The following is a 25293-nucleotide window of genomic DNA, read 5'->3' as shown; positions in this document are numbered from 1 at the left end:
CGTCCCTATTTTACATTTGATATTCGATCAGGAACTCACATGGATTTTACCGATCTGCCACGCGGCATCCCTGACTCTCATGCTTCTCAAGACAAAGCGCCTCGTGCATTATGGGTAGCCCGCGACAAAATTAAATCACATCCAGACTGGCAGTATTCGTCAGATAAAATATTCCTTGGGGGGATTGGTGGCGTTCCAATTGGCGTGAAGGATAATCGCCATCTACTGACCATAGCTGGATCACGTACTGGCAAAGGAACTTCGGCCATCGTGCCAAATTTGCTGATGTATCAAGGGTCAGTATTGGTCATCGACCCCAAAGGTGAGAATGCCACGCTAACCGCCGAGCGACGCGGGCGTGGCGAAGGCATTAAAGATGGTGGTTTAGATCAAGATGTCTTTGTCATCGATCCTTTTGGAGTGGCCGATGTTGATGATAGCTATCGAGCTGGCTTCAACCCACTCAGCAGTCTGAACTCGCTCAGCGAAAACTTCATTGATGATTGTGACGCCATCGCCGACGCGCTCGTGGTTCAAGATAAAACGGGGGCCAATTCTCACTTTTACGATACGGCCAGATTGGTTCTACGTGGATATATTGCTTGGGTTGTTGCTCATCCTGAGATCAAGAACAAAACTCTAAACGAAGTAAAGCGGCTTATCTTTTTGCCAAAGATTCCCGCACAAAGCCCTGAGGATCGTAAGAATGTAGCGACCCCAGAAGAGAGTGATCCAGTTCAGTTTTTTGAACAACTCAACATACATATGATGAGGGACAAACATTTTGCCTACGGCGTTCCCTATGAGGCGGCATCAACCTTGATCAGTATGGGTATTCGCGTCATTCAAGAGGGGCGCTTAGGATGTCTTCACCATAAGTCGTTCTAGCCCGTGGAAATGCCATGTGTTTGCATACCGGGGTGTTTCGGTGAGGCGTAGGTTAGGGCAGCGCTCATACAACACGGGCAAAGCGATGCGCATTTCGAGCCGCGCGAGCGGCGCGCCGACGCAAAAATGGATGCCCCCACCAAAGGCAGTGTTTTGTTTCACTTTACGGGTTGGGTCAAAGACACCGGCGTCATCCCAAGCGTCATAATCGCGATTGGCCGCCCCAAGCAAAAGGCCTATTTTGTCGCCTCTTTTGAAGTCTTGCCCCAAAAACGTCGTATCCTCGTTCACCCAACGCTGGAACAGATGCAGGGGGGGATCATAGCGCAAGAGCTCTTCAATGGTGCCATCAATCGCTATGTCACTCAGCATCTCAACAGGGGTCTGGTGCTCGCGTAAGGTTTTCACCGCAATACCGATAGAGTGCACAGTGGCCTCATGGCCTGCATTGAGCAGCAAAATACAGGTTGCGATCAATTCATCCGTAGACAGCTTATCGCCATCTTCCTCGGCCGCAATCAAATGCGAAATCAGATCGTCAGCGGGGGTAAGGCGGCGTTTGTCTATATAGGCGCGCATGAAGTCTGAAAAGGCTAAGGCCGCGTTGGACGCAGCCACTTGCGTCTCAATGCTACAGTTGGGCGTATAGACCGCGACCATAGCGTTGGACCAGGCCAGCAATTGATCGCCCATATCCTCAGGTACGCCCAAAAGCTTGGAAATAATGCGAATGGGCAGGGGGGTGGCATAGGCACGCAGCAGATCGAAACCGTCATCCGTCTGCGCATTCTGAAAGGCGTCAGTGGGGAAGGCATCAATCAACTCGTGACAGGTCTGAGTGATCTCAGGGGCCAGCTCTTTGATGCGTCTAGAGGTGAAAGCCCGTAACACCAGACCCCGCAAACGCTTGTGACGGTCACCTTCCAACTCTAGCATAGAGTGATCATCCACGTCATAAAAAGCACGCAGATGCTCAGGATGCGCTGGGCGAAACCCCTCAGGGGCTTCACGCCCAAACCGTCGATCTCGCAGGCCCATAGTGACACCGTCGTATGAGGCAATCACTGGTAGGTCTAAGTCCTGCCAATAGGTGATAGGGCCTAAGTCACGTAGGGTGTCATAGAACGCATAGGGATCTTGCACGAAGCTCGGGCATTTGGGGTCTTGAAGAATGGTTTTCATCGCAAAATCTCGAATGGATTGGGTCATTTATATGTGCAATTTGTTCTGTGATCTCTTGAAAGTCGAGGGGCCAAAGACTGATTAAAGGGAAAGTGCTGCTTGGTGCTTTGCTTTGCAAGCAGGAGTTTCTAATGTGCGTCCCTATGAACACCCTTGCCCCGCATACGTCAGTTGATGATCTGCCCGCGCGCGCTTTTAAGCGGCGCTTGATAGAGGTCTGTAGCCTTGTGCTTATGGTCGCTGTGATAGGCGCAGGTGTCTATGCTTTGGCTTTTCGCGCCGAATTGGATCAGGCCGCCGCCCGTGCGCGAGCCGATTTGGCGCTGTCCACGGATAGGCTGCGCAGCGGACTTGGGCGCTACCGCGAGCTGTCAGTTTTCATCGCTGAACATCCCACCGTGTTGTCTTTGGTTCTGCAAAGTGATGCGTCAGACAATACGATGTCGCAGATGCACACCTCTGCGGCGCTCTTGCTGCAAAGCATGGCGGATAAAACCGGTTCACAGTCTTTGATGCTGGTGTCTAAATCCGGTCTGGTGCTTGCGTCCTCCGAAGGGGGGGAATTGCCCCATGGCGCGCGAGCCGCCTTTGACCGTGCGATGAACGGTGCGCTGGGCGTGGCGCATTTTGTCGATGTCGATGGCGCGCGTCGCTTTGTCTATGCCGCCCCTGTGTTCAAGCCCGGCGGTGCCGCGCATGGCGCGGTTTTGGTCAGTGTGGATATGGAATCGATCGAATGGGGTTGGCCCGCGGATCCATTCGCGGTTTATTTCACCGACACGGCTGATGTGATTTTCGTGTCCAATCGTACGGAATTGATTTTGGCGGGGGGCAGTGCTGGTGCTCTTCCTGTGACGCGCAAACGGGTGATTTCTGGTCATGATATTTGGTCTATGGAGGCTGGGCCTTATATTCCCGCCAGTGTTTTGCACATCCGTCAACCTTTGCCTGTGGTCGATATGACGGGCGAGCTGTTATATGATCTGGCACCGGTGCGGTCCATCGCGGGGCTACAAGCGGGGCTGGTGGCGGCGATTGCCTTGGCCTTTGGCGCGTTTTTGGTGCTGGCCACCGAACGCAGACGCACATTGTCTGAGGCCAATGCCCGTCTTGAGGCCCGCGTGGCCACGCGTACTGCCGATTTGGAAATCGCAAATCGTGATCTCATGCGCGAAGTGTCCGAGCGTGAAGAGGCCGAGGCCCGCCTGAGGCGTGCCCAAGCCGATCTGGTGCAAGCGGGCAAACTGTCGGCGCTGGGCGAAATGTCGGCGGGAATTTCGCATGAGTTGAACCAGCCGCTTATGGCCATCCGCAGTTTTTCCGAGAACGCGCAATTGTTTTTGGAACGCGGCAACACGAGCAAAGCCGGCGAAAACCTTGGACGTATCGCAGAACTGTCACGGCGCATGGGGCGGATTATCAAAAACCTGCGGTCTTTTGCGCGCCAAGAAAACGAAGCCATATCTGACGTTGATCTCAGCGCCGTCGTCGATGCCGCGTTGGAAATGACCACGGGCAAAACCTCTGGCGCGGGCGTCACTGTCGATTGGGTGCCTGAGCGGCGTGCATGGGTGCGCGGTGGCGATGTGCGTTTGCAGCAGGTGGTGATGAACCTTGTGTCGAACGCAGTGGATGCCATGAGCGATAGCGATGTCAGACGCATCACCATTGCCATCACGCCCTCAAACCAGCCAAGCGACCCTGTACGCTTGCGCATTAGCGACACAGGGCCCGGTATTTTGGAGCCCGAGAAAATGTTCGAGCCGTTCTACACCACCAAAGAGGTCGGCGCCGCTCAAGGTATGGGGCTTGGCCTATCGATTTCCTACGGGCTGATCCAAAGCTTTGGCGGCAGCATCCGTGGATCCAATGCGGACGCAGGCGGCGCGTCTTTTGTGATCGAATTGCCGCCTGCAAAATCCCGTAACGCTGCTGAGGAGACTTTGCTATGAAACGCACCAATGCTGTAGACCGCGTGCTTTTGGTCGATGATGATCTATCCGTGCGCCAAGCCTTGGGGCAGACCCTTGAGCTGGCCGATCTCGTGCCCACCTTGGCTGGGACTTATATCGAGGCCAAAGATCATATCCTGCGTGATTTCGCAGGCGTTGTGGTCACCGACATTCGTATGCCCGGTAAAGATGGTTTCGCGCTGTTAGAGTACGCGCAAGGAATCGATCCTGAATTGCCAGTGATTTTGCTTACGGGCGAGGGCGATATTCCGATGGCGGTGAAAGGGATTTCTGGCGGTGCCTTTGATTTTTTGGAAAAACCCTGTTCGCCAAAAGAACTCTTGGCGGTGGTGGAAAAAGCCCTGCGCACGCGGGCCTTGGTCTTGGAAAACCGTCGCCTGAAGCGCCAAGTGGAAGCAGGTGATGCTGCGGCGCGATTGTTGCGCGGCACCTCTGATCTGTCCAAACGCTTGCGCGATGAAGCCCGTGCTGTGGCGCGCTCGGCGGCTGATGTGTTGATCACTGGCAAACCGGGTGTTGGCACCGCCAAAATGGCTGAAGTGGTGCATCTGTTGTCTGCGGGATCACTTGCGCCGTTTTTGAAATTTTCCGGCGCCTCCATGACCCCGAGTGCGGTGACGACAGCCTTTCAAGACGCCGAGGGCGGGTCTGTGTTTATCGACGAAGTGGCTGCTTTGCCGTCAAATACCCAATTCGCATTGTTGGACTTGTTGGAGACCCATGATCGCCCGCGCTTGATTGCGGGATCTTATGCCGACCTGTCTGGTTTGGCCAAAGCAGGCGCGTTTTCAGCCGATTTGTTTTACCGGCTTGAGGCTGCTGTGATCCGCATTCCAGCGCTGCGTGAACGCCCCGAAGACATCCCTGTGTTGTTTCGCCACTACGTCGATATTGCCTGCGAGCAAACCAATCTGCCCGTGCCTGATATTACATCTGACATCATCGCCAATTTGATGGCGCAGGACTGGCCCGGCAATGCGCGCAGCCTAATGAACGCCGCGATGCGCTTTGCTATGGGGCTGTCGGACGGCGATGCGCAGGAGGGCGAATTGGGACTGTCTGAGCAAATCGCGCAAGTCGAACGCTCGTTGTTGATCGCGGCGCTGCAACGGTCATCAGGCTGCGTGACCGAGGCTGCGCGCGGGTTAAAGTTGCCGCGTAAAACATTCTACGACAAATTGACACGCCATAAAATAAAGGCTGAGATGTATCGTCAATAAAATCTACAAAACGCGCGAAGACATCTAGGCGCATGTGGCGCGGATCAAAAATTTGCCGCCAAACGCGCGCTGAGTGTGACTGTGTGGAAATCCGCACAGTTGCCGCTAACATATGTGCGGTAATCCGCACATGTTGCGTTTGGGGCATGGCTGCTATGCAATCAGATTGACCGTTAACATTTTGATTTTTATGCGTTTAAAGGGATTTGTTATAAATGTGACACTTCCCCTTGCTGCGCACATAGCCAGACTGTCATTTATACATCGAGCCTGCAGCGCCCTGATTCAAGGGGGCAATCATACGCAGGCCAATGATTTTGACTTTATGTCTGGGAGGACATCCATGAAATTTCTCGCAACAGCAGCAACAGCACTCGCTTTGAGCGTCACAGCCACATCCGCAATGGCGGCTTGTGATGCAGGCGAAATGGTTATCAAGTTCAGCCATGTCACCAACACCGACAAGCATCCAAAAGGCATCGCAGCCTCTTTGTTCATGGAGCGTGTGAACGCTGAAATGAATGGCAAAGCCTGTGTTGAAGTGTACCCAAACTCAACATTGTACAACGATGACCAAGTGCTTGAGGCGATGCTGCAAGGCGACGTTCAAATGGCGGCACCGTCTTTGTCCAAATTCGAGACATTCACCAAAGAATTCCGCATCTTCGATTTGCCTTTCATGTTCAAAAACATGGACGCTGTAGACGAGTTCCAAAACTCTGAAACAGGTCAGGCGATGAAAGAATCCATGACACGCCGCGGTTTGCTTGGCTTGGATTTCTGGCACAATGGCCTCAAGCAGATTTCTGCGAACAAACCTTTGATCCACCCCTCAGACGCAGCTGGCCTCAAGTTCCGTGTACAGCCTTCTGATGTGCTTGTCGCACAGATCGAAGCCATGGACGCATCACCACAACCGATGGCATTTTCTGAGGTCTACGGCGCGTTGCAAACCGGCGTTGTTGACGGTCAGCAAAACACTTGGTCCAACATCTACGGTCAAAAGTTCTTTGAAGTTCAAGACGGTACGACAGAAAGCAACCACGGCCTGCTGGATTACATGGTTGTGACATCTGTTGACTGGTGGGACGGCCTAGACTCGGATATCCGCGATCAATTGCGCACTATCATGACAGAAGTGACGACCGAGCGTAACGCAGCCATCGCAGGCGTTGACGCGGCAAACCGCCAAGCTGTGCTTGATGCAGGCGGCGTGATCCGTGAATTGACAGCTGAGCAGCGTCAAGAATGGGTTGATGTGATGAAACCCGTTTGGGCGCAGTTCGAAGGCGATGTTGGTGCAGACAATATCGCAGCGGCACAAGCCATCAACGCCAAGCACTAAGGCTCTAATTTGACTTACATATGGCCCTGACTTTGCGGTCGGGGCCATTTTTTCAAGCACCAGTTCGGCCTTTGCTGGTGTTGTACATTTTTGATCGTGCATGACCTTTTGGGGCTGGCGCGTACCAAAGGCCCATCAATTTTCAAAGATGTGGGGGACACAGATGTCACATCAATCTGGCGATAAGCCGCAAAGCGCCATCGCGCGTTTTATCGACGCGCTTGAAGAGAATATCATCGCTGGCATTTTGGGCGCGATGACATTGATTACGTTTTTCAACGTGGTGCTGCGCTATGTTTTTAACCAGTCTTTTATTTGGGGGCTTGAGGTCGTTTTGATCTTATTCGCTTGGCTCGTGCTGCTGGGTATTTCTTACGGCTTTAAAAAGAACACGCACCTTGGGGTCGATGCCGTCACCAATATGCTGCCTGAGCGTGGCAAGCGGATCATGGCGATTTTGGCGGCTCTTGCCTGCGTGATTTATGCGGCTTTGTTGATGAAGGGCGCATGGGATTACTGGGCGCCTTTCGCAGCATTGCAACCCACAGAAGGCCGCTGGTTCCCAACTGGGTTCACAGAGAATACCCGCGACCGTGCGTTTTACATGACCGACCAAGTGCCAATGCTTGAGATGTTTCGCTGGCTGGAAGACGCAATCAACTATGGTGACACATATGACAAACTGCCGCGTGTGGTGCCCTATTTCATCCTTCCCTTTGGCTGCGGGTTGATCTTGCTGCGTGTGGTGCAAGCCACCATTCGCATCATCAAAGGCGAGCAATTAAGCCTGATCGTGTCCCATGAAGCCGAAGACGATGTCGAGCGCGTTGCGGCCGAGTTGAACACAGCCGGTTTGAACAAGGAATAATCACTATGGAAGTCGTTTTTCTCTTTTCGATGGTCTTGGGCCTGCTGCTGATCGGTGCGCCGATTGCTGTGTCCCTTGGCCTGTCGTCGATGGTCTTTTTGCTTATGTTCTCGGACACCTCTTTGGGGTCCGTAGCGCAGTCTTTGTATCAAGCCATGGCGGGTCACTACACCTTGCTGGCGATCCCGTTTTTCATCTTGGCCTCCAGTTTCATGTCCACCGGCGGCGTGGCGACGCGCATTGTGCGCTTTTCCATCGCTTGTGTCGGCCACATGCACGGCGGCTTGGCCATCGCGGGTGTTTTCGCCTGTATGATCTTTGCGGCTCTGTCGGGGTCTTCCCCCGCGACGGTTGTGGCCATCGGTTCGATCGTGATCGCAGCAATGCAAAAGGTGGGCTACACCAAAGACTTCGCCGCGGGTGTGATCTGTAACGCGGGCACGTTGGGCATCTTGATCCCGCCCTCTATCGTGATGGTTGTCTATGCCTCAGCCACGGATGTGTCCGTGGGCCGTATGTTCCTTGCGGGCGTGATCCCCGGTCTTTTGGCGGGGTCCATGTTGATGATTGCCATCTATGTCATCGCGCGGGTCAAAAAACTGCCCAAAGGCGAATGGGCGGGCTGGGGTGAAATCTCTGCTTCGTTTAAAGACGCCTTTTGGGGCCTGATGCTGATCGTCATCATCATGGTTGGTATTTATGGCATCCCTGGCATCACAGGCGCGATATTTACCCCGACCGAAGCGGCGGCCGTGGCCTCTGTCTATGCCTTCTTGGTGGCCTCATTCGTCTATCGTGATATGGGCCCGCTCAAAGGCTCAAACGCGCCTGTGTCCTTGCTGAAAAAGCCACAGGCCATTGTGACAGCGTTTTTCCACAAAGACACGCGTGATACTTTGTTCGATGCGGCCAAGCTGACCATCATGTTGATGTTCATCATCGCGAATGCTTTGATCTTGAAACATGTTTTGACTGACGAACAAATCCCGCAAAAAATCGCCGACGCGATGTTGTCAGCGGGCTTTGGCAAAATCATGTTCCTTGTCATGGTCAATGTGATCTTGCTCATCGGTGGTCAATTTATGGAGCCCTCAGGCCTTATCGTCATCGTCGCGCCCTTGGTGTTTCCGATTGCGATTGAGCTTGGCGTGGACCCGATCCACCTTGGGATCATCATGGTGGTGAACATGGAAATTGGCATGATCACGCCGCCTGTGGGGCTTAATCTGTTCGTGACCTCTGGCGTCGCGGGTATGCCGATGATGTCTGTTGTGCGCGCCGCATTGCCGTTCCTTGCGATCTTATTCGTGTTCTTGATCTTGGTCACTTACATCCCCATCATTTCGACCTACCTGCCGACAACCTTGATGGGACCGGAAATCATAACGAACTGACGTGACAAACTTACGCTGAAACCTAAAGTCACCCCTGCCGGTCACACGGTGGGGGTTTCTTTTATGTGGCACTGGCTCGCGAGACTGATTTGCTGCACTGGCATCACGTCGTGCCTTGGCGTACACCAAAGCGGCACCGCACACGCAAAGGAAAGCCAATGATCAAATCCGACATCATCCACCCACAGCTTCTGTCCACGCTCGCCAAGGCGGGCCACAAAGCACGTATCTTGATCGCTGATGCCAATTATTCTTGCGCGACCAACGCGAACCCTGCCGCGGAAATTATCTATCTCAACTTCGCGCCAAACATGATCCCCAGCACCACCGTGCTTGAAGGCGTGAGCAAGCTGATCAATATCGAGCAAGGCACGATGATGGCTTGGCCTGATGATTTCGATAACACCATCCACCAAAGCTACCGCGATATCTTGCCCGATAAGACGCCGATGGACTATGTGCAGCGTGGCGATTTTTACGGCGCTGTGAAATCCCCAGACACATTATTGGTCATCGCCACAGGCGAAACGCGCCGATTTGCAAATATTCTACTGACCGTTGGACCTGTGATTCTATAAGCACAGCACCAAAGGGCAGTGGTCGGACACTTCTGGATCGTAAACCACGTCAAATGTCTTCACAGCATCGGCGTCATTGATGAGCATATAGTCTGCGAATTTTCCGGGCTTTTTGTAATGTGAATTGCGCGTGCTGGTGAAGCCTCTGCTGATCACCAATTCGGTCAATCCAGCCGCTTGCAAGATCAGCAGCGTTTCACTTTGTGGCTCAACATTGAAATCGCCACAAATCACCCTCACGTCATCTGGTTCGGTCAGGTGTTGAGACAGATCAAGAAGGCGCTGCGCTTGCTTTGCACGCTGGGGCGTGTCCATCTTGCCCCTCAAATCTCGCAGCCCGTGCATGTGGGTCACGCTGATGGTTCGATTGGATTTATAGTTATAGACCCTCACGCCATGCGCGTTACGTGATCTTGGGTGATCCCCATAACCGTCAGGCGAATATCCTTTGTGCACAAAGCCCTGCGCTTGTCCGATGATCGGGATTGATTTGTGCACAAATGTTGCCAATCCCCATTGTGACGGTATTGATTGATCGTCATCCCATAAAACGCCCTGTGCGGCGGGACAGAAGACTGCAATATGATCGGGTAGGGCTCTGGACACATCGCGAAAGAAGTTCGCTCGTTGCGGTAGAATATGATTCCCGTCGCGATATGTTAGCCAGTCCTTATCTGACGCAGGGCTGTGAACGACCTCTTGCAAACATAGAATATCAGGTGCAGCTGTTTGCAGATAGGGCAGCAGGCCTTCATGCAACGTCCCGCCCCATCCATTTAAGCACATAATGTCCACAGAAAAATCCTTATAGGTCTCAAAGCGGCTTGCCCGAACGCGGCCTGTTAGTTCGTGGACGATGTAAGCTTTGCCAAAGCTTCAAGCTTCGCCAAGGCCGCACCGCTGTCCAAGCTTTCCTTGGCGATCTCAACGCCTGCTTTCAGATCGCTCGCTTTATCCGCAATCACCAAAGCGGCAGCAGAATTCAACAGCACTGCATCGCGATAGGCACCGTGTTCTTCAGCCGCCAAAACCGCACGCAGGCGCGCGCCGTTGCTTGTCGGACTGCCGCCTTCGATGTCTGTGAACGCATAGACGGGCAGGCCAGCGTCTTCGGGGTGAATGCTTCCTTCCGTTACTGCGCCGTTCTCAAGCTTGGCCACATAAGTCTCGCCCGTGATGGTGATCTCGTCGGTGCCATCCGAGCCATGCACAAGCCATGCTGTCTCAGACCCCAGCGCGCCAAGCACTTCGGCCATGGGCTTGATCAGATCCTTGGAAAACGTGCCGGTGAGTTGGCGTTTGACGCCCGCTGGATTGGTCAAAGGCCCAAGGATGTTGAACACAGTGCGCGTGCCAAGCTCAAGGCGTACCGGCATGACATGTTTCATCGCAGGGTGGTGCATCGGCGCCATCATGAACGACATGCCAATCTGTGCAAGCGATTGTTCAACAACGTCTTTTCCAACCATCACATTGATGCCATTGACGCCAAGGCTGTCAGCCGCGCCAGAGTTGGAGGTCAGTTTTTTGTTGCCATGTTTGGCAATCGGCACGCCCGCACCGGCAGTGCAAAAGGCAGATGCCGTCGAAATTTGCAGCGTGGCTTTGCCTGTGCCGCCTGTGCCAACGATGTCCATTGCGCCAATAGGTGCCGTAACCTTCACGCAATGCGCGCGCATGGTGGCGGCAGCGGCTGTGATCTCGTCCACTGTTTCGCCGCGTGTGCGCAGCGCCATCAAAAAGCCCGCGACTTGCGCGGTGGTGGCCTCGCCTTTGAACAAGATGTCAAAGGCTGCTTCGGCCTCTGCACGGGTCAATGCGCGATCAGCTGCGGCGGCGATATAGGTCTTCATGTCGCTCATGCGGCGACCTCTTTGGTATTGGAAAATTGATTTAGAAATGTGCGCAGCATCTCGTGACCATGCTCTGACCGGATGCTTTCAGGGTGGAACTGAACGCCCTCGATCGGCAAGGTTTTGTGACGCAGACCCATGATGGTGCCGTCTTCCAACGCGGCGGTAATTTCCAAACAGTCGGGCAGGGTGGCGCGGTCCACAATCAGCGAATGATAGCGGGTGCCAGCCAGCGGAGAAGGCAGGCCTTTGAAAACGCCTTTGCCCTCATGAACAATCGTGCCCATTTTGCCGTGGACGATTTCGTGGCAACGCACAACATTGCCGCCAAACACCTGACCGATAGATTGATGCCCAAGGCAAACCCCAAACAGTGGGATCTCAGCATCGGCCGCCGCTTTGATCAAATCCATGCAGATGCCAGCGTCGTTCGGCGTCTTGGGGCCAGGGGAGATTAAAATACCGCTAGGCTTCAATGCAAGGGCTTCATCCACCGTCAGTTCATCATTGCGTACCACTTTCGAGGTCACGCCCAACTCGCCAATGTAGTGGACGAGATTATAGGTGAAACTGTCGTAGTTATCGATCAAAAGCAGCATATGAGGTCTTTCTAAAACGGTTTTTTCCGTGGGCACGACGGCGTAAATCAGCAAAATCTGTGGCCAATAGGCGTCCATCTGGCCACGCATGCGTCAAAAGGGGATGAACCCTGTGGATGCACGCGCTATACATGTCCACGAAGGCAGGCAAAGGGTCAAGAGCGCGCTCTTGATTTTTGCGATGTTTGGGCGGATTTGGCGTCTCAAACAAGCCAAGACAGATAGCAATATGCCAGTAAAAATTGGCAAAAGCGATAGTGAGCAAAGGGCTTCGACGTATGGGACGCGGAATTTTGGCAGGTTTGGTGTGGGGCTCTGTCGTGGGCTTTGGAATCGTCACTGTTGCCAACCAAGTGGTGGATAAAGTGTATCTCTCGCCCGTGTCTTTGTCATCTGACGCCGCAAATGACGACAATACTCCCAAAGAAATAGCTGAAGTTTTGGCGCCAGAGCAAAATATGGCCCCAGAACAACCTGTCGATGAGGCAGAAGAAATTGTTGCCATCACGGAGCTTGAGATGCCAAAGGCGGTTGAAGCACAAGATCCAATCGACCTTCAAGACCCTGAGGTTTCGACCGCGTCGCCCGCACAAATGGACGCCGCAGACATGTCTGACCTCGCTCCCGTTGCAAAAGCGCCAATCGAAGCCGCTGAGCCAGCTCGCAGCACCGCTAAGCCTGACGAATCCGAACCTGAGACGCAGTCTGATATACTGCCTGAAATCGTTGATGATACTGCTCCGTTGCCTTCATATGAGACGCCTGAGGGCTTGGATGTGCCCGCAATTGAAATCGCAAGCACGCCAGTCATTCAAGGCGATAGTCCCGTGTTGAGCAGCCCGCAAGCGATGGAGCTAACCCAGCCAAACACAGGGACAGCGCCAGTTCACGTCGACACGGATCTGCCAGGCGAAAAGCCAAAGCCTATGGGCACAACTGTGACGCCATCGACTGAAGCCCAAGTGGTAGAGGACGCGGCCAGTGACACCAATAAGGCCGCACAGAGCATCGCCGACGCTATGAGCGCACAGCTGCCAGTTGCCCCTCAAACAGATGCAAAAATTATGCCTCAGGGACAAAGGCCAGTCGGACAAAAAGTCGGAAGCTTCACCGATCGAACCGATGCAATGAAATCCACTCGATTGCCCTCAGTGACAGGCAGCGCGATGGCGGATGCGGCGCCTGTCATCGCAGCAGAAGACCTGCCAGCCATCATCGCCTTTTCCGCCGACTACACCAAATCGAGCGGGGCGCCTGAAATGACGGTGATCTTAGTCGATATCGGTGAATTGGACCCTACATCACCGCAAATTGCAAACCTTCCATTCCCTGTGACCTTTGCCGTCGATGCGCTGGCACCCGGTGCGCGCGAACGGGCACAGATGTATCGCACGGCGGGGCTTGAAGTTTTGTCTTTGATCGGCTTGCCTAAGGGCGCATCGGCCCAAGACGTAGCCTTGACCATCAACCAAGCGCGCGATTTGGTACCTGTTTCTGTCGGTTTCCTTGATGTGCCCTCGGCCTCTTTCCAAGCGACACGAGAAATAGCAGCCCAAGTGGTCGCCTCTGCCGCCTCAAGTGGCCATGGCGTTGTGTCGTTTTCAAGTGGTTTGAATGCGTTGATGCAAGAAGCCACCCGCGCCAAAGAGCCCGCTGCACTGGTGTTTCGCGATTTCGATGGGCGCGATCAGAACATTGCTGCTATCAAGCGGTTCTTGGACCAGGCCGCCTTCCGTGCAGGCATTGACGAAGACATCGTCTTGGTCGGCCGCGCCAAAGAGGACACCGTGAAAGCTTTGGTTGAATGGTCATTGGGCAATCGCGCGGCCACGGTTGAATTGGTGCCTTTATCGTTTTTGTTGATCGGCGGCGGTACGGCGGCAAAATAACTTTCGTGCTGTATTTCGAATGCGCAAAGTTGAATGCTTGACAGCAGGGTGAGATTTCGCGTGAACTCATTGAGCCAAGAGGTGTGTTTTCAATTTTGAAAACGCAGGCGCGAGGAGGTCCCGATGAGCCATCTAGAGACAGATTTAGTTGCCGCCCCAGTGCCTGAGGTCGCGCGTCTATCGCTTGGCGATTTGGTGTTTGCGCTTAAAGCTGGCGCGGGCGACTTTCGCAAAGCGCCGCAGTTCGGGTTGTTCTTTTCCATCGTCTACGTCTTGGGCGGGATCGTTTTGGTCTGGCTGGGCGCGGGCACAGTGGAATGGACCTTTGCGATGACCTTGGGCTTTCCTCTGGTGGCACCTTTTGCCGCCGTGGGATTGTACGAGGTGTCGCGCCGCCTAGAGCGTGGCGGGGCGATGGATTGGTACAAAATCTTGGGCGTGGTGAAATCTGAAAAAGACCGCCAAGTGCCATGGATGGGCGCGATCATTTTGATTTACTTCCTGTTTTGGTCTTTCCTAGCGCATATGATTTTCGCGCTGTTCATGGGTCTATCTGTGATGCGCAATGTGTCCACCAGCTATGAGGCGTTTTTGACGCCAAACGGCCTGACCATGATCGGAGTTGAACTTGGCGTGGGGGCTGTTTTGGCCTTCATCTTGTTTTCGCTCACCGTCACCAGCCTGCCGCATCTGCTTGACAAAGAAGTGGATTTTGTCACGGCCATGCTGTTGTCTTTGCAGGTGGTGAAAGAAAACTTCTGGGTGATGATGGTCTGGGCCATGCTTGTGGCGGGACTGACATTTATCGCCATGCTGCCGTTGTTTTTGGGTTTGTTGGTGGTCATGCCCGTTTTGGGCCACGCGACTTGGCATCTGTACAAACGGGCTTTGGTGTAGCGGGCTATATCATGACCGGATGGATGTGATTGATGGCGGAAAATTCCTATGAGTTTCGCCAAGCGACGCTGGATGACGTCGAACTGATTACTGGGTGGCAAGCTGCGCCCCATGTGCGTAGATGGTGGGATGCAGCAGAGCCATACGATCAAGACGACATGAATGACTCGCGCGTGTCGCGGTGGATCGTGTCTTTTGAGGCGCGTCCTTTTGCATTCATGCAAGATTATACGGTGCATGGCTGGAACGACCATCATTTTGCCAATCTTGCCAAAGGCACGCGAGGTATTGATCAGTTCATTGGCGATCCTGAGATGATTGGCCTCGGGCATGGATCGGCCTTTATCGCTGCAAGGATGGGCGCTTTGTTTGACGCAGGCGCGCCGATGATTGCGACCGATCCCCACCCCGACAATACCCGCGCGATAGCTGTCTATGCAAAGCTTGGGTTCGATCCGTTAGGTCCGCCGCAAAACACGCAGTGGGGGGTGATCTTGCCTATGGTGGCGCATAGATAAGCGCAGCTTAAATCTACGTCGTCATCCGCTTTGCAAACTCCGTAAGATCGCCACAGACATAGTCAGGCTTGCGCACATTGGGCAGATCAAAAACGCTGTTGTGCGCACGCGCGATGAAGGCGCTTTGATAGCCTGCCGCCTGCGCGCCGATGGTGTCCCAGATATGACATGCGATCATGCACATGTCTGATGCTGGTATGTTCAACGCTTTGGGCACGAGGTCATAGACAGATCTATGGGGCTTGAACTTTTCAACCTCGGATACATTGAAGTGATGATCAAAGAACCCTGCGATGCCTGCAGTTTCCAGCGGTGTCGGCGATGGCGTCGGGGCAGAATTGGTCAAGGTCACAAGGGTGTAGCCCGCATCGCGCAAAACGGTCAGCGCAGGCGCGACATCTTTGTGGGCTGGCATCTGGCCAAACAGCTGTTTCAGCTCGGCAATGTCCGCATCCGTAACGTCGATTCCCTTGTTGGCTCCCACCATGCGCAACATACTGCCCGCCAGCGCGCCAAAGGGCGTGTAAATATCGGACAGGGTGAGTGTTTGAGAATATAAAATCAACTCAGCAAACCATTCGCGCAGCACAGTGGCAGAGCCAAACAGACGTGTGAATAGCGGCTCCAGCACGGTGATATCCAGCAAAGTTTCATTGACGTCAAACACCAAAACGGTTGGGCGGTCTAGGTCTGTCATCGTCAGCTCCTTCTTTGATCGCAAATTCTCAAGCTACATCAGCTCGGGGTGGTCACTGCAGCTCGCCTGCGCCCTGTAAGCATCAAGGCCAATCCCGCCGCGACGATTACAGCCCCGCCGAACAGTTCCATCGCGTCGGGACGCTCATGAAATACTAGTGCCGCCAACACCATCGCGAACAACAGGCGCGAATAGCGAAACGGCGTCACCATCGATACTTCGCCTGTGCGCATGGCAAAGGTCAATGCCGTATAGGCCGCGACGCCAACCACAACAGCGGATATCAGCATCAAGGCTTCAAGCCCTGTGGGCATGACCATTTGGCCCCGCCATGCCAGCAAGATCACGCCAGAGACGATCAACATGGCAAAGCCATAAACGCCAAGCTGGGCGTAGGACAGCCCCTTTGGCGCGGCACGTGTCGCCAGATCACGCCCCGCAAAGCCGATCATCCCAAGTACCGCCAAAATCGATAGGGGTGTGAACCCGTCAAGGCCCGGACGCAGAACTAAAAGCACGCCGAAGAACCCCAAAGTGATCAAAGCCCACCGCAGACCCGAAATCTTTTCACGAAAGATCACAGCGCTGGCGGCGGCGACCAACAAAGGCGTGGCCTGCAAAATCGCTGATGTGGTCGACAGTGCCGTGAGCGCGAGCGACAACGTGAAAAACAACCGCCCCAAAACCTCGAACAAAGACCGGATCAACAGGGCAGGGTGTTTGAGGTCAGTATTAAAAATACGCTCGCCACGCTGCCAAGTCAGCAGTGCGAAAACCAGCGCCCCGCCAGTGCCGAATAGAATCAAAATCTCAGAAACAGGCAGGTGAGATGATACATGCTTTAAAAGTGTGTCTTCGACGGCAAACAAGGCCATGGCCAGCACCATAAAGGCAGCGCCTGTCACATTGCCAGCGGCGCCGCTTTTATCTGTGGTATTGGGCATCTCTCGTGTCCTTAAGTATCTGAACAAACACTGTCTTGGATCGCCTCAAGAGACAAGCGTCTTGGGGGCATGTGTCGAAATTTCAATGGCAGTCGGTCACACAAAAAACGGCCCGTGACACAAAGGTCAGGGCCGCTTTGAAACCTGATCAAGCCGCGCCTTATTTGGCAGCAGGATCTTTCGCGGGCGATGTTTTCGCAACGCCAGGGGCTTTGTTTTGGGAATTGGTTGTCAAAGGATCGTCAGCACGCTGAACAGAGCCTTCAAAATGCGCACCACTCTCAATAGCGATGGTTTTGTGAATGATGTCGCCTTCGACTTTAGCAGACGATGTCAGACGCACTTTCAAACCGCGTACGCGACCGATGATGCGGCCATTGATGACAACGTCATCTGCCATAACTTCACCGCGCACCGTGGCTGTTTCGCCAATGGTCAGTAAATGCGCACGAATGTCGCCCTCAACAGTGCCTTCGATTTGAATATCGCCGGTTGTTTTGAGGTTGCCCACAATCGTCAAATCGCTGGACAGCACAGAGGCTGGCGGCTTGGCTTTTGGCGCTGTTGGGGTGAATTCAGGTGCCTTTTTAGGGGGCGCTGATTTTGGCGCCGTAGCGGCGTCTGTTGGTGTCACGTCATCGGTTCCTTTAGACGGGCCCGGCTCATTTATTCTGCTTTTAGAAAACATCGTTGGCAGCCTTAATATAGGTCATCGGGTTAACGGCCTTTCCATCTACGCGCACTTCGTAGTGGAGGTGAGTACCAGTGGAGCGGCCAGAATTCCCCATAGCACCGATTTGCTGACCACGCGAGACCCTTTGTCCAACTTTGACCATAAGTTGTGATTGGTGTGCGTAACGTGTCTCAATTCCGAACTCGTGTTGGATTTTGACCAGACGGCCATATCCGTTAGACCAGCCCGCAAAAGTGACAACGCCGTCAGCAGTAGAGTAAATAGGTGTGCCGTAGGCTGCCGCGAAGTCTGTTCCTTCGTGCATGCGGCCCCAGCGCGGGCCAAAGCCCGATGTGTAGCGGAAAGAAGTTTTAAGCGGCAAAGCAAACGGCGCTTTTTGGGCGGCTATGCGATACAGGTTCAAACGATCCATTTTTTCGATAATGCTATTGGCGCGCAGACTGTCAGGGTCCGCGATGCCGCCTTTGGTGGAAAATGTGATAGGTGTCAGCGGCCCACCTTGGCCCGACAGGCCCGAGCGCACCGTGTTCAGCAAGCTCTTGGTAGACAAGCCTGCCGCCGTAAACATCTTGTCCAGCGGTTCAACGGATACGATCACAGCGTCTTCAAGCTGGGAAAAAATCCGGTCGTTCTTTTCTTCCATCAAGCGAAGATCGTCTTGCAGCGTGTCGGCCGTATGTTCGGCTCGATTGGCCAGCAACACCATATTGTCGCGTTCAACAGCCGTATCGTTCAAAGCGGCAGACAGGACATCGACAGTGTTGCGAATTTCTTGCGGGTTGATGCTTTGGGTGTCTGGATCCTTGCCATCAAGTTTGGCCTGTAGCAGCGCGGCGTCTTCGCGAGCCGCATCGCGGTCCTTCATGGTGCGGCGCAGCGTTGATTGGACAACGGTAACGCCTGTACCCAGTTCACGCACACGCTCTTCAGAGGATAAAAGCTCGGATTGCATGGTGGAAATCTGGGCCAGCGCCGTGTTGAACCGCGCTTGCGCGGCTGTGGCTTCGGCCGCGCGCATATCGCGCTCAGCCGCCAATTCGTTAACGCGGCTTTCAAACAGTGCCAAGTCGCGCGATGCTTGATCGCGCAGGTTGCCCGACCCAATGCTGTCCATCAAAATTATTGCAGATGCGACAATCAACCATCCTGCTAAAACAGACATTCCAGCAAAGCCAATGACTTGAGTGACCGGCGTCAGGCGAATGTAACGTGTTTCGCTTTCAGAGCGTAGAAATACCCTTTGCTCAGGAAAACTGTGCTCAAGCATAGAATTGAGCTTGTGTGTCAGCATATTGGTCAAAAAACCGTCCTCACATCCCATTTTGTCCGCTTTTTATGTGGGCGGTTGTAAACCGATCCACAGCGGTTGCCACTGTGTTACAAAAGGATTCATCTATCGGCAATCCTTTTGCCCGTTTTGATGTGGCACTATTGGGAAATGCATGTTTATTGGCGGTTTTTTGCCGAAACGAGCCTGAATTTCGCCTGTTCTTTGCTGCCAGTTTTAGACACGCCGAATCAAACCACACCAAGGTTGAGAACTGCAAAGATGCCACTGCAAGATATGGTATTCCATACCCTGCAGCACGCAAGTGTTGCATTTTGCGAATTAGTCAATCAGTGGCCAATAAAAGTCCGGTGGAATGCCTGCTTCCGCGCGTTTTTCGTCATTAAAAGGCGGCTTCAACGCCCCGTGAAAGTATGTGCGCACCAGCGCGTGAAACAACGGTTTCGGATCAACATTGTCTCGGCCGCACAGAAAATGGAACCATTTAGAACCATAGGACACATGGCCCACTTCCTCGGCATAAATCACATCGAGGGCCGCCACAGTGTCTTTGTCTTTGGCCTGTTGGAACAGCTTGATCATGCCTGGCGTGACATCTAATCCGCGGGCTTCTAAAACCATCGGGACCACGGCCAAACGCCCCATTAGGTCGTCTGCTGTTTCTTCGGCGGCTTGCCACATGCCGGCATGGGCTGGCAAAGCGCCGTAGTGGCTATCAAAGGCTTCAAGACGATCACACAGCAGATTGAAGTGTTTGGATTCCTCATAAGCTGCGCGAACCCAGTCGTCATAGAACCCAATCGGGAACGGCACATGTGAAAACCGCGCGATCAGGTCCCAATGCAAATCGACGGCGTTCAATTCGATATGGGCAATTGCATGTAACATCGCGATGCGCCCTTCCGGCGTACCGGGTTTGCGTTTGGGTACATCTCTGGGCGACAGCAATTCAGGTTTATTAGGTCGCGCAGGAAAGTCCGGCGGCGTGATTGTGCCGACCTCAATCGGTGTGGCGCCGTCCTCGCGACTGGCGCGCCACAATGCGGCATAACGATGGGACAGCGCCGTTTTTGCGCGCCCGTCTGCCGTGCGCAACACAGCATCAGCCATCTCGGTCAACGTCATCGCGGGACTCGAGCGCGAGGTCATGATTGCGCGGCTTCAAGCACTTCGGCGGCGTGTCCTTTGACCTTGACCTTGGGCCAGATCCGCAGAACTTTTCCAGCTTCATCAAGCAGATAGGTCGCGCGCACGATGCCCATAAAGGTCTTGCCATACATGGATTTTTCCTGCCAAACGCCGTAGTCTTCGCACATCGTCCCATTTTCGTCGGACAAAAGTGGAATGCCCAGATCGTGTTTTTTGCAAAAGTTATCGTGCTTTTTAACGCTGTCTTTCGAAATGCCGATTACAACGGTGTTTGCCGCTTCAAACTGCGCCTTCATTGCCGTGAAATCCAACGCCTCTGTCGTGCAACCGGGTGTGTTGTCTTTGGGGTAGAAATACAAAACCACCTTGCGTCCAATAAGATCGGCGCGTGACAGATCGGTGCCTCCGTCGCGGGGCAAAGTGAAATCAGGGGCGAGTGTTCCAATATCGAGCATGTTTGATCCTTGCGGGTTAAAGCGTTTCTGTTAGGTCGGCCAATTTGTGCCCTTGTCGCTGAAAAGGACCGCTTTGACCATTGCATCTGAATAGGGTTCAGTTTTAAGCCGGAATACGCCAAGATCAACCAGCCGCCCGTCATGTGATGTGGCGAGATCCATTTTTGAGAGTCCCAAACACGCCATGAGCGACACGCCTGATCTTGATCCGTCCCAAAAGGACAGCACGCAGATCCCTGCTGCGACAGGCCGTGAAGGCACGCCGATGGAGGCCTCAGGCGACAAGGGCTTGCGCCAAGCAAGCAGCACCGATGCGATTCTTGCAATCGATGTGACACCGGAGACGCCGGAGACGGATGAGGCATCCGCACCCGGTGCAAACTCTGGTGAAGACAAAAAAACCAATAAGCTTTGGGGTGTTCGCCCTCATAAAAAACGCCACCACGCGCACCGTTTTGGGCTGTGGTTCTTTTCTATGGTGTTGTTCTTGGGGCTTTTGGCTGGGGTGGGTGTGTTGTCGTTGACGGGACAGGACGTCGTTTTGCCGCCCGCGCTGACCAAACACATTGAAAGCCAAATGAACCGCAATTTGGGCGATGCCAAAGTCTCGGTCGGGCAAATCGTTGTCACGGTCGATAAACATTTCATTCCACAAATTCGCGCCAGAAATGTGGGCATCATTGATCCCACCGGGTCTGAGATCGCGCGGCTGAGCACGCTTCATGCGCAATTTTCCATAGGGCAATTGAAAAGCGGACAGATTACGCCGCGTGCCTTGCGTTTGATGGGCGCACAAATCGTCGTGAGGCGCGGTGTCGATGGTAACTTTGCCCTTGATTTTGGTGGCGCAAGCGGAATTTTTGGCTCCGCGGAAGAGGTGCTCAAAGCCATCGATACTGCCTTTACAACCAAGCCGTTGAGCGATGTTCAAACCGTTGATGTCAGTGGACTAACTGTCATTTTAGAGGACGCGCGCTCAAATCGCATTTGGCAAGCTACCGATGCGGTTCTTACATTAACAAATTCTGACGAAAATATAGATATATCAATGAACTTTGATGTGTTTAATGGCACAGAAGACTTGGCGCGCCTGCAAATGAGCTTTGCAACGCGCAAGGGGTCATTGGCCACAACCATCGCGTTGAATATCGAAAATGCACCAGCTTTGGATATGGCGCAACAAACCCCTGCATTGGCCTTTTTATCCGTACTTGATGCACCGATTTCAGTCGCGATGCGCGCGTATATAAATTCTGCTGGCGACCTGTCGAGTTACTCAGGCACGTTGGAAATTGGCTCCGGTCAATTGATCGCTGGCGGCGGGGCAAGGCCATTAGATTTTAACGGTGCCAGAGGGTATTTTGATTATGACCCAGCGATTGAGCGCTTGTCATTCACAGAGTTATCAATGCGCTCTGAAGCATTTACCATCGCAGGTAACGGTCAGGTGTTACTGCGCGCTTTCGAGGGCAATTTCCCGTCGCAGTTTGTAGGGCAGTTCTATATTGATCAGCTCACAGCCGACCCGCGCGGCGTGTTCGACCAACCGCTGTCGTTTGACGCTGGGCTTGTTGATCTGCAACTGAGTCTTGAACCTTTTTCTGTGAATCTGGGACAGTTGGCGCTGCAGCAAGGTGATCTATGGCTGCGCGCAAAGGGCGCCGCGCACGCGACACCTGAGGGCTGGAGCTTGTCCGTAGATGCCGAAACAGATGCGATGCAAGCCTCTGACCTTATGGCGTTATGGCCTGATGCTGTCGTGCCTAAGACTCGCACTTGGATCATGGAAAATATTCAGTCAGCCACCTACAAAGACATTGCAATGTCGCTTCGATTGGCCCCGGGGGCTGCAACGCCACGAACCCATTTGGGTTGGTCGTTTGAGGATGCAGATGTACGGTTCATGAAGGCTTTGCCCCTTGTGACAGCGGGCGCTGGCTATGGAACCATTTCAGGCAATGCACTGACCATTGTTGTGCAAGAGGGCACGATTTCGGCACCGTCTGGCGGCGATGTCGATGTGGCGGGTACAGTTTTGCGTATTCCACAGTTGGATGTCAAACCCGCGGTGTTGACCGCGCAGCTAAAAACATCGTCGCAAGTTGAGGCGGCTTTGGCTTTGATGACGCTAAAACCCTTTGAAGTGCTCAAAGATGCTGATTTTGGCACGGATGTGGCGCAGGGGCAGGCGGTTTTGGCGGGGCAGCTATCAGTGCCTTTGATCAAAGGTATCGACATCAAGGACGTTGATTTCGACATCACCGGAGATATTACAGATGCGTCTTCAACCCAGTTGATGGCGGGCAAAGAGCTGCGCGCGCCACGTATGGCTTTGGCGCTGACCCCTGAGGGGTTAAGTCTATCTGGATCCGTCGAGGTGTCGGGCGCCCGCGCCATAGCGGTTTGGCGCAAAAATTTTGGCCCTGAAAACCGCGGAAAATCAGATATTTCCGGCTCTGTTACGATCAATCAAGCGCTTCTAGATGCCTTTGATATTGATCTGCCTGCCAGAACTTTGTCGGGCAGTGCGCAAGGGGATTTGAACGTCGCCTTACGCGCAGGCAAAGATCCAACGTTTCGCATCACCTCACAGATGGAGGGGCTCGGTCTGTCGATGCCCACCATCGGGTTTTCAAAATCCAAAGCGCGCAGCGGCTCGTTTCGCGTTAGCGGCACATCCGGCGATGTGCCCAAGGTGACGTCTTTATCCATTGAAGCGCCGGGGCTGACAGCGACGGGTGGCTCTGTGACGCTGGCTTCAAACGGCGGGCTTGATCGTTTGCGCTTTGACAGGTTGAAAGTGGGCAGCTGGTTGGACAGTTCTGCCACCTTGATTGGGCGTGGCAAAGGGCAATCTGTCGCGGTGAAACTTGGCGGCGGTACACTTGATCTGTCGAAATCGCCCTTTGGAAACGGTGGCAGCACAGGCGGCGCGTCCAGTTCTGGACCCATCGAGATGGTCTTGGATCGCCTGATTGTGACTGAAAGCTTGTCTTTGAACGGAGTCTCGGCGCAACTGACACAAAACCGTGGGCTTTCGGGACAATTTGCGGGCCGGCTTAACGGTCAAGCGCCGATCACTGGAACGGTTCGTCCTGGTCAATTTGGGCCGACTATTTCTGTGCGAGCCGAGAATGCGGGCAATACCGTCATGGCGGCTGGATTATTGGAGAAAGCCTCAGGCGGGAACCTGGAATTGACGCTAACGTCAAAGCCCGCTCAAAACAACTATGACGGCAAAGTGCGGATCACGGATATGCGTGTGCTGTCCGCGCCTGAATTGGCGCAGCTATTGTCGCTGGTTTCAGTGGTTGGATTGTTGGATCAATTGTCTGGGCCGGGTATCGCGTTCAGCGACATTCGCAGCGATTTTACAGTTCAACCCGACCGGATCCTCATTGGGACGTCCAGCGCGGAGGGCCCGTCATTGGGCATCACGGGCGAGGGTACGTATTATACCGCCGCAAGGCAGATCGATTTGCAAGGGGTGATTTCCCCGATCTATTTCTTGAACGGGATCGGTCAAGTGTTTGCTCGTAAGGGCGAGGGATTGTTTGGCTTTAACTTCACCCTCAAAGGCGCGATTGACAATCCCAGCGTAGGGGTTAATCCGCTGTCTATTCTGACGCCGGGGGCTTTGCGCAGCATCTTCCGTAAAAAACCGTCTTCTGTCCCCGCCAACTGACGCGGGTCTTTAAAGGTATTTTGATGAAACTCTCTGATTTTGATTTCGACTTGCCGCAAAGCTTGATCGCGACACGGCCTGCCAAGCCTCGATCCTCTGCGCGTTTGTTGGTGGCAACGCCGACGCAGATCCATAATGCGCATGTGTATGATTTGGTGGATTGGTTCCGCGCCGGCGACCGCTTGGTGTTGAACGACACAAAGGTGCTGCCAGCGCGCCTGACAGGCCAACGCGGGCGCGACACTGCGCAAGGCTATCAAGAGGCACGCGTCGAGGTAACTTTGCTGGAACCGCAGGCCACAGCAGGTCAGTGGCGCGCATTGGTGAAGCCGTTGAAAAAGGTGAAAGAGGGCGAAGTCGTTCGGTTCTCAGACGACCTAAGCGCCACTTTGGACAGCAAAGAAGACGGAGCTGCCTATATGACGTTCAACCTGACGGGCGATGATTTCGATGCGGCTTTGAACGCGGCAGGCGCCATGCCTTTGCCCCCTTATATCGAGGCCCTGCGTAAAGCTGATGCGCAAGACAAAGAAGATTACCAGACCGTGTGGGCCAAAACCCTTGGCGCGGTTGCTGCCCCCACGGCCTCGCTGCATTTTGATGCGCCCTTGTTAGAAGCGCTCAAAGCCAAGGGCGTCGAGATCACTTATGTGACGCTGCATGTGGGCGCAGGTACGTTTTTACCGGTAAAAGTCGACAATGTGGACGATCATAAAATGCACGCGGAATGGGGCGAGGTCTCCCCCCAAGCTGTGACTGAGATCACCAAAACCAAAGCCGCTGGGGGCCGTGTGATCCCCGTGGGCACCACCGCTTTGCGCCTGATCGAGAGTGCCGCGCGCGAGACAGGCCAAATCGCGGCTTTCGTGTCTGACACAGATATTTTCATCCGCCCTGGGTTCACATTTCACGTGGCTGATGCGCTGATGACCAATTTTCATCTGCCCAAATCGACGCTGATGATGCTGGTGTCCGCTGTGATGGGATATGATCGTATCCGCGAGATTTATGCCCATGCGATTGAGCATGACTATCGCTTTTTCTCGTATGGGGATGCGTCCTTGTTGTTGCCGCATGAGGCCAAGTGACATGCAACCACCCAAGGGGCGCTGTGATCCTAACTTGCGACCTTAAAGTAAATCGGTAAAACTGCTCTTGAGTATTTTCACATATTTGG

General features: G+C 53.9%; 23 protein-coding genes. 12 read left to right on the top strand and 11 right to left on the bottom strand.

Annotation, left to right across the window (positions count from 1 at the left end; all coding sequences use genetic code 11):
- The first annotated feature begins 39 nt into the window (after positions 1-39).
- Positions 40-888 carry a type IV secretory system conjugative DNA transfer family protein gene (locus WNY38_RS12305; RefSeq protein ID WP_342857633.1) on the top strand — a complete coding sequence of 283 codons (849 nt, stop codon included), beginning with the start codon at positions 40-42 and terminating at the stop codon, positions 886-888.
- On the opposite strand, the gene WNY38_RS12300 is transcribed toward WNY38_RS12305, so the two are convergent.
- Positions 859-2070: a cytochrome P450 gene (locus WNY38_RS12300; protein ID WP_342857666.1), complete on the bottom strand. Its 1212-nt coding sequence runs from the start codon at positions 2068-2070 to the stop codon at positions 859-861. The genes WNY38_RS12305 and WNY38_RS12300 overlap by 30 nt on opposite strands.
- Positions 2071-2213: 143 nt before the next feature.
- On the opposite strand from WNY38_RS12300, the gene WNY38_RS12295 reads away from it, so the two are divergent.
- The 6 genes from WNY38_RS12295 to WNY38_RS12270 all read left to right on the top strand — a co-directional run bounded on the left by WNY38_RS12295 (position 2214) and on the right by WNY38_RS12270 (position 9448).
- Positions 2214-4022: an ATP-binding protein gene (locus tag WNY38_RS12295; protein ID WP_342857632.1), complete on the top strand. Its 1809-nt coding sequence runs from the start codon at positions 2214-2216 to the stop codon at positions 4020-4022.
- The gene (locus WNY38_RS12290; protein WP_342857631.1) at positions 4019-5263 is read left to right on the top strand and encodes a sigma-54 dependent transcriptional regulator; all 1245 of its coding nucleotides are present in this window, start codon (positions 4019-4021) and stop codon (positions 5261-5263) included. Before WNY38_RS12295 ends, WNY38_RS12290 begins: the two co-directional genes overlap by 4 nt.
- A 343-nt stretch (positions 5264-5606) precedes the next feature.
- A complete protein-coding gene (locus tag WNY38_RS12285) occupies positions 5607-6608 on the top strand; it encodes a DctP family TRAP transporter solute-binding subunit (protein ID WP_342857630.1) in 1002 nt (333 codons plus the stop codon).
- 163 nt (positions 6609-6771) lie between these two features.
- Entirely contained in the window at positions 6772-7476 is a 705-nt protein-coding gene (locus WNY38_RS12280) for a TRAP transporter small permease (protein ID WP_342857629.1), read from the top strand.
- 5 nt (positions 7477-7481) lie between these two features.
- A complete protein-coding gene (locus WNY38_RS12275) occupies positions 7482-8870 on the top strand; it encodes a TRAP transporter large permease (RefSeq protein WP_342857628.1) in 1389 nt (462 codons plus the stop codon).
- A gap of 158 nt (positions 8871-9028) precedes the next feature.
- Positions 9029-9448, top strand: a complete 420-nt coding sequence (locus WNY38_RS12270) for an RbsD/FucU family protein (RefSeq protein ID WP_342857627.1) — start codon at positions 9029-9031, stop codon at positions 9446-9448.
- On the opposite strand, the gene WNY38_RS12265 is transcribed toward WNY38_RS12270, so the two are convergent.
- The 3 genes from WNY38_RS12265 to WNY38_RS12255 are packed head-to-tail and all read right to left on the bottom strand — an operon-like array spanning position 9443 to position 11900.
- Positions 9443-10234 (bottom strand): endonuclease/exonuclease/phosphatase family protein, encoded by a 792-nt coding sequence (locus WNY38_RS12265; protein ID WP_342857665.1) that lies wholly within the window; start codon positions 10232-10234, stop codon positions 9443-9445. The genes WNY38_RS12270 and WNY38_RS12265 overlap by 6 nt on opposite strands.
- A 56-nt stretch (positions 10235-10290) precedes the next feature.
- A complete protein-coding gene (gene trpD / locus WNY38_RS12260; RefSeq protein WP_342857626.1) occupies positions 10291-11310 on the bottom strand; it encodes an anthranilate phosphoribosyltransferase in 1020 nt (339 codons plus the stop codon).
- Complete coding sequence (locus WNY38_RS12255) at positions 11307-11900, bottom strand: aminodeoxychorismate/anthranilate synthase component II (protein WP_342857664.1); 594 nt, start codon at positions 11898-11900, stop codon at positions 11307-11309. Before WNY38_RS12255 ends, trpD begins: the two co-directional genes overlap by 4 nt.
- A 278-nt stretch (positions 11901-12178) precedes the next feature.
- On the opposite strand from WNY38_RS12255, the gene WNY38_RS12250 reads away from it, so the two are divergent.
- The 3 genes from WNY38_RS12250 to WNY38_RS12240 all read left to right on the top strand — a co-directional run bounded on the left by WNY38_RS12250 (position 12179) and on the right by WNY38_RS12240 (position 15204).
- Positions 12179-13789, top strand: a complete 1611-nt coding sequence (locus WNY38_RS12250; RefSeq protein WP_342857625.1) for a divergent polysaccharide deacetylase family protein — start codon at positions 12179-12181, stop codon at positions 13787-13789.
- Positions 13790-13912: 123 nt separating this feature from the next.
- Complete coding sequence (locus WNY38_RS12245) at positions 13913-14686, top strand: DUF2189 domain-containing protein (protein ID WP_342857624.1); 774 nt, start codon at positions 13913-13915, stop codon at positions 14684-14686.
- Between the two features lie 32 nt (positions 14687-14718).
- Positions 14719-15204 (top strand): GNAT family N-acetyltransferase, encoded by a 486-nt coding sequence (locus tag WNY38_RS12240; RefSeq protein WP_342857623.1) that lies wholly within the window; start codon positions 14719-14721, stop codon positions 15202-15204.
- Positions 15205-15217: 13 nt separating this feature from the next.
- Here WNY38_RS12240 and WNY38_RS12235 read toward each other — a convergent pair whose 3' ends face one another.
- From WNY38_RS12235 to WNY38_RS12205, 7 genes are all read right to left on the bottom strand, one after another.
- Positions 15218-15901, bottom strand: coding sequence for a haloacid dehalogenase type II (locus tag WNY38_RS12235; RefSeq protein ID WP_342857622.1), 684 nt, complete (start codon positions 15899-15901; stop codon positions 15218-15220).
- A 38-nt stretch (positions 15902-15939) separates the two neighbouring features.
- A complete protein-coding gene (locus WNY38_RS12230) occupies positions 15940-16845 on the bottom strand; it encodes a DMT family transporter (RefSeq protein WP_342857621.1) in 906 nt (301 codons plus the stop codon).
- A 160-nt stretch (positions 16846-17005) separates the two neighbouring features.
- The gene (locus tag WNY38_RS12225) at positions 17006-17533 is read right to left on the bottom strand and encodes a polymer-forming cytoskeletal protein (protein WP_342857620.1); all 528 of its coding nucleotides are present in this window, start codon (positions 17531-17533) and stop codon (positions 17006-17008) included.
- Positions 17523-18830, bottom strand: coding sequence for a M23 family metallopeptidase (locus tag WNY38_RS12220; protein WP_342857663.1), 1308 nt, complete (start codon positions 18828-18830; stop codon positions 17523-17525). The genes WNY38_RS12225 and WNY38_RS12220 overlap by 11 nt, the downstream gene beginning before the upstream one ends.
- A 318-nt stretch (positions 18831-19148) precedes the next feature.
- On the bottom strand, positions 19149-19976 hold the full coding sequence (locus WNY38_RS12215) for a ferritin-like domain-containing protein (protein ID WP_342857619.1): 828 nt from the start codon (positions 19974-19976) through the stop codon (positions 19149-19151).
- Entirely contained in the window at positions 19973-20431 is a 459-nt protein-coding gene (locus tag WNY38_RS12210; protein WP_342857618.1) for a peroxiredoxin, read from the bottom strand. The genes WNY38_RS12215 and WNY38_RS12210 overlap by 4 nt, the downstream gene beginning before the upstream one ends.
- Positions 20432-20461: 30 nt before the next feature.
- The gene (locus WNY38_RS12205; RefSeq protein WP_342857617.1) at positions 20462-20593 is read right to left on the bottom strand and encodes a hypothetical protein; all 132 of its coding nucleotides are present in this window, start codon (positions 20591-20593) and stop codon (positions 20462-20464) included.
- A gap of 22 nt (positions 20594-20615) precedes the next feature.
- Here WNY38_RS12205 and WNY38_RS12200 point away from each other — a divergent pair, with 22 nt between their 5' ends.
- The gene (locus tag WNY38_RS12200) at positions 20616-24116 is read left to right on the top strand and encodes a DUF3971 domain-containing protein (RefSeq protein WP_342857616.1); all 3501 of its coding nucleotides are present in this window, start codon (positions 20616-20618) and stop codon (positions 24114-24116) included.
- A 23-nt stretch (positions 24117-24139) separates the two neighbouring features.
- On the top strand, positions 24140-25204 hold the full coding sequence (gene queA / locus WNY38_RS12195; protein ID WP_342857615.1) for a tRNA preQ1(34) S-adenosylmethionine ribosyltransferase-isomerase QueA: 1065 nt from the start codon (positions 24140-24142) through the stop codon (positions 25202-25204).
- The last annotated feature ends 89 nt before the right edge of the window (positions 25205-25293 follow it).

This window comes from Pacificibacter sp. AS14 (assembly GCF_038899935.1).
GTDB lineage: Bacteria > Pseudomonadota > Alphaproteobacteria > Rhodobacterales > Rhodobacteraceae > Celeribacter.
This window is presented reverse-complemented; position numbering and strand designations above follow the sequence as displayed.

What these genes read in the sequence shown, in the direction of transcription:
- WNY38_RS12300 (WP_342857666.1), bottom strand. Translation starts at nt 2,070, where the DNA reads ATGAAAACCATTCTTCAAGACCCCAAATGCCCGAGCTTCGTGCAAGAT.
- WNY38_RS12275 (WP_342857628.1), top strand. Translation starts at nt 7,482, where the DNA reads ATGGAAGTCGTTTTTCTCTTTTCGATGGTCTTGGGCCTGCTGCTGATC.
- WNY38_RS12290 (WP_342857631.1), top strand. Translation starts at nt 4,019, where the DNA reads ATGAAACGCACCAATGCTGTAGACCGCGTGCTTTTGGTCGATGATGAT.
- WNY38_RS12295 (WP_342857632.1), top strand. Translation starts at nt 2,214, where the DNA reads ATGAACACCCTTGCCCCGCATACGTCAGTTGATGATCTGCCCGCGCGC.
- WNY38_RS12255 (WP_342857664.1), bottom strand. Translation starts at nt 11,900, where the DNA reads ATGCTGCTTTTGATCGATAACTACGACAGTTTCACCTATAATCTCGTC.
- WNY38_RS12245 (WP_342857624.1), top strand. Translation starts at nt 13,913, where the DNA reads ATGAGCCATCTAGAGACAGATTTAGTTGCCGCCCCAGTGCCTGAGGTC.
- WNY38_RS12270 (WP_342857627.1), top strand. Translation starts at nt 9,029, where the DNA reads ATGATCAAATCCGACATCATCCACCCACAGCTTCTGTCCACGCTCGCC.
- WNY38_RS12205 (WP_342857617.1), bottom strand. Translation starts at nt 20,593, where the DNA reads ATGGATCTCGCCACATCACATGACGGGCGGCTGGTTGATCTTGGCGTA.
- WNY38_RS12240 (WP_342857623.1), top strand. Translation starts at nt 14,719, where the DNA reads ATGGCGGAAAATTCCTATGAGTTTCGCCAAGCGACGCTGGATGACGTC.
- WNY38_RS12230 (WP_342857621.1), bottom strand. Translation starts at nt 16,845, where the DNA reads ATGCCCAATACCACAGATAAAAGCGGCGCCGCTGGCAATGTGACAGGC.
- WNY38_RS12215 (WP_342857619.1), bottom strand. Translation starts at nt 19,976, where the DNA reads ATGACCTCGCGCTCGAGTCCCGCGATGACGTTGACCGAGATGGCTGAT.
- WNY38_RS12265 (WP_342857665.1), bottom strand. Translation starts at nt 10,234, where the DNA reads ATGTGCTTAAATGGATGGGGCGGGACGTTGCATGAAGGCCTGCTGCCC.
- WNY38_RS12210 (WP_342857618.1), bottom strand. Translation starts at nt 20,431, where the DNA reads ATGCTCGATATTGGAACACTCGCCCCTGATTTCACTTTGCCCCGCGAC.
- WNY38_RS12200 (WP_342857616.1), top strand. Translation starts at nt 20,616, where the DNA reads ATGAGCGACACGCCTGATCTTGATCCGTCCCAAAAGGACAGCACGCAG.
- WNY38_RS12305 (WP_342857633.1), top strand. Translation starts at nt 40, where the DNA reads ATGGATTTTACCGATCTGCCACGCGGCATCCCTGACTCTCATGCTTCT.
- WNY38_RS12280 (WP_342857629.1), top strand. Translation starts at nt 6,772, where the DNA reads ATGTCACATCAATCTGGCGATAAGCCGCAAAGCGCCATCGCGCGTTTT.
- WNY38_RS12225 (WP_342857620.1), bottom strand. Translation starts at nt 17,533, where the DNA reads ATGTTTTCTAAAAGCAGAATAAATGAGCCGGGCCCGTCTAAAGGAACC.
- trpD (WP_342857626.1), bottom strand. Translation starts at nt 11,310, where the DNA reads ATGAGCGACATGAAGACCTATATCGCCGCCGCAGCTGATCGCGCATTG.
- WNY38_RS12285 (WP_342857630.1), top strand. Translation starts at nt 5,607, where the DNA reads ATGAAATTTCTCGCAACAGCAGCAACAGCACTCGCTTTGAGCGTCACA.
- WNY38_RS12235 (WP_342857622.1), bottom strand. Translation starts at nt 15,901, where the DNA reads ATGACAGACCTAGACCGCCCAACCGTTTTGGTGTTTGACGTCAATGAA.
- queA (WP_342857615.1), top strand. Translation starts at nt 24,140, where the DNA reads ATGAAACTCTCTGATTTTGATTTCGACTTGCCGCAAAGCTTGATCGCG.
- WNY38_RS12250 (WP_342857625.1), top strand. Translation starts at nt 12,179, where the DNA reads ATGGGACGCGGAATTTTGGCAGGTTTGGTGTGGGGCTCTGTCGTGGGC.
- WNY38_RS12220 (WP_342857663.1), bottom strand. Translation starts at nt 18,830, where the DNA reads ATGCTGACACACAAGCTCAATTCTATGCTTGAGCACAGTTTTCCTGAG.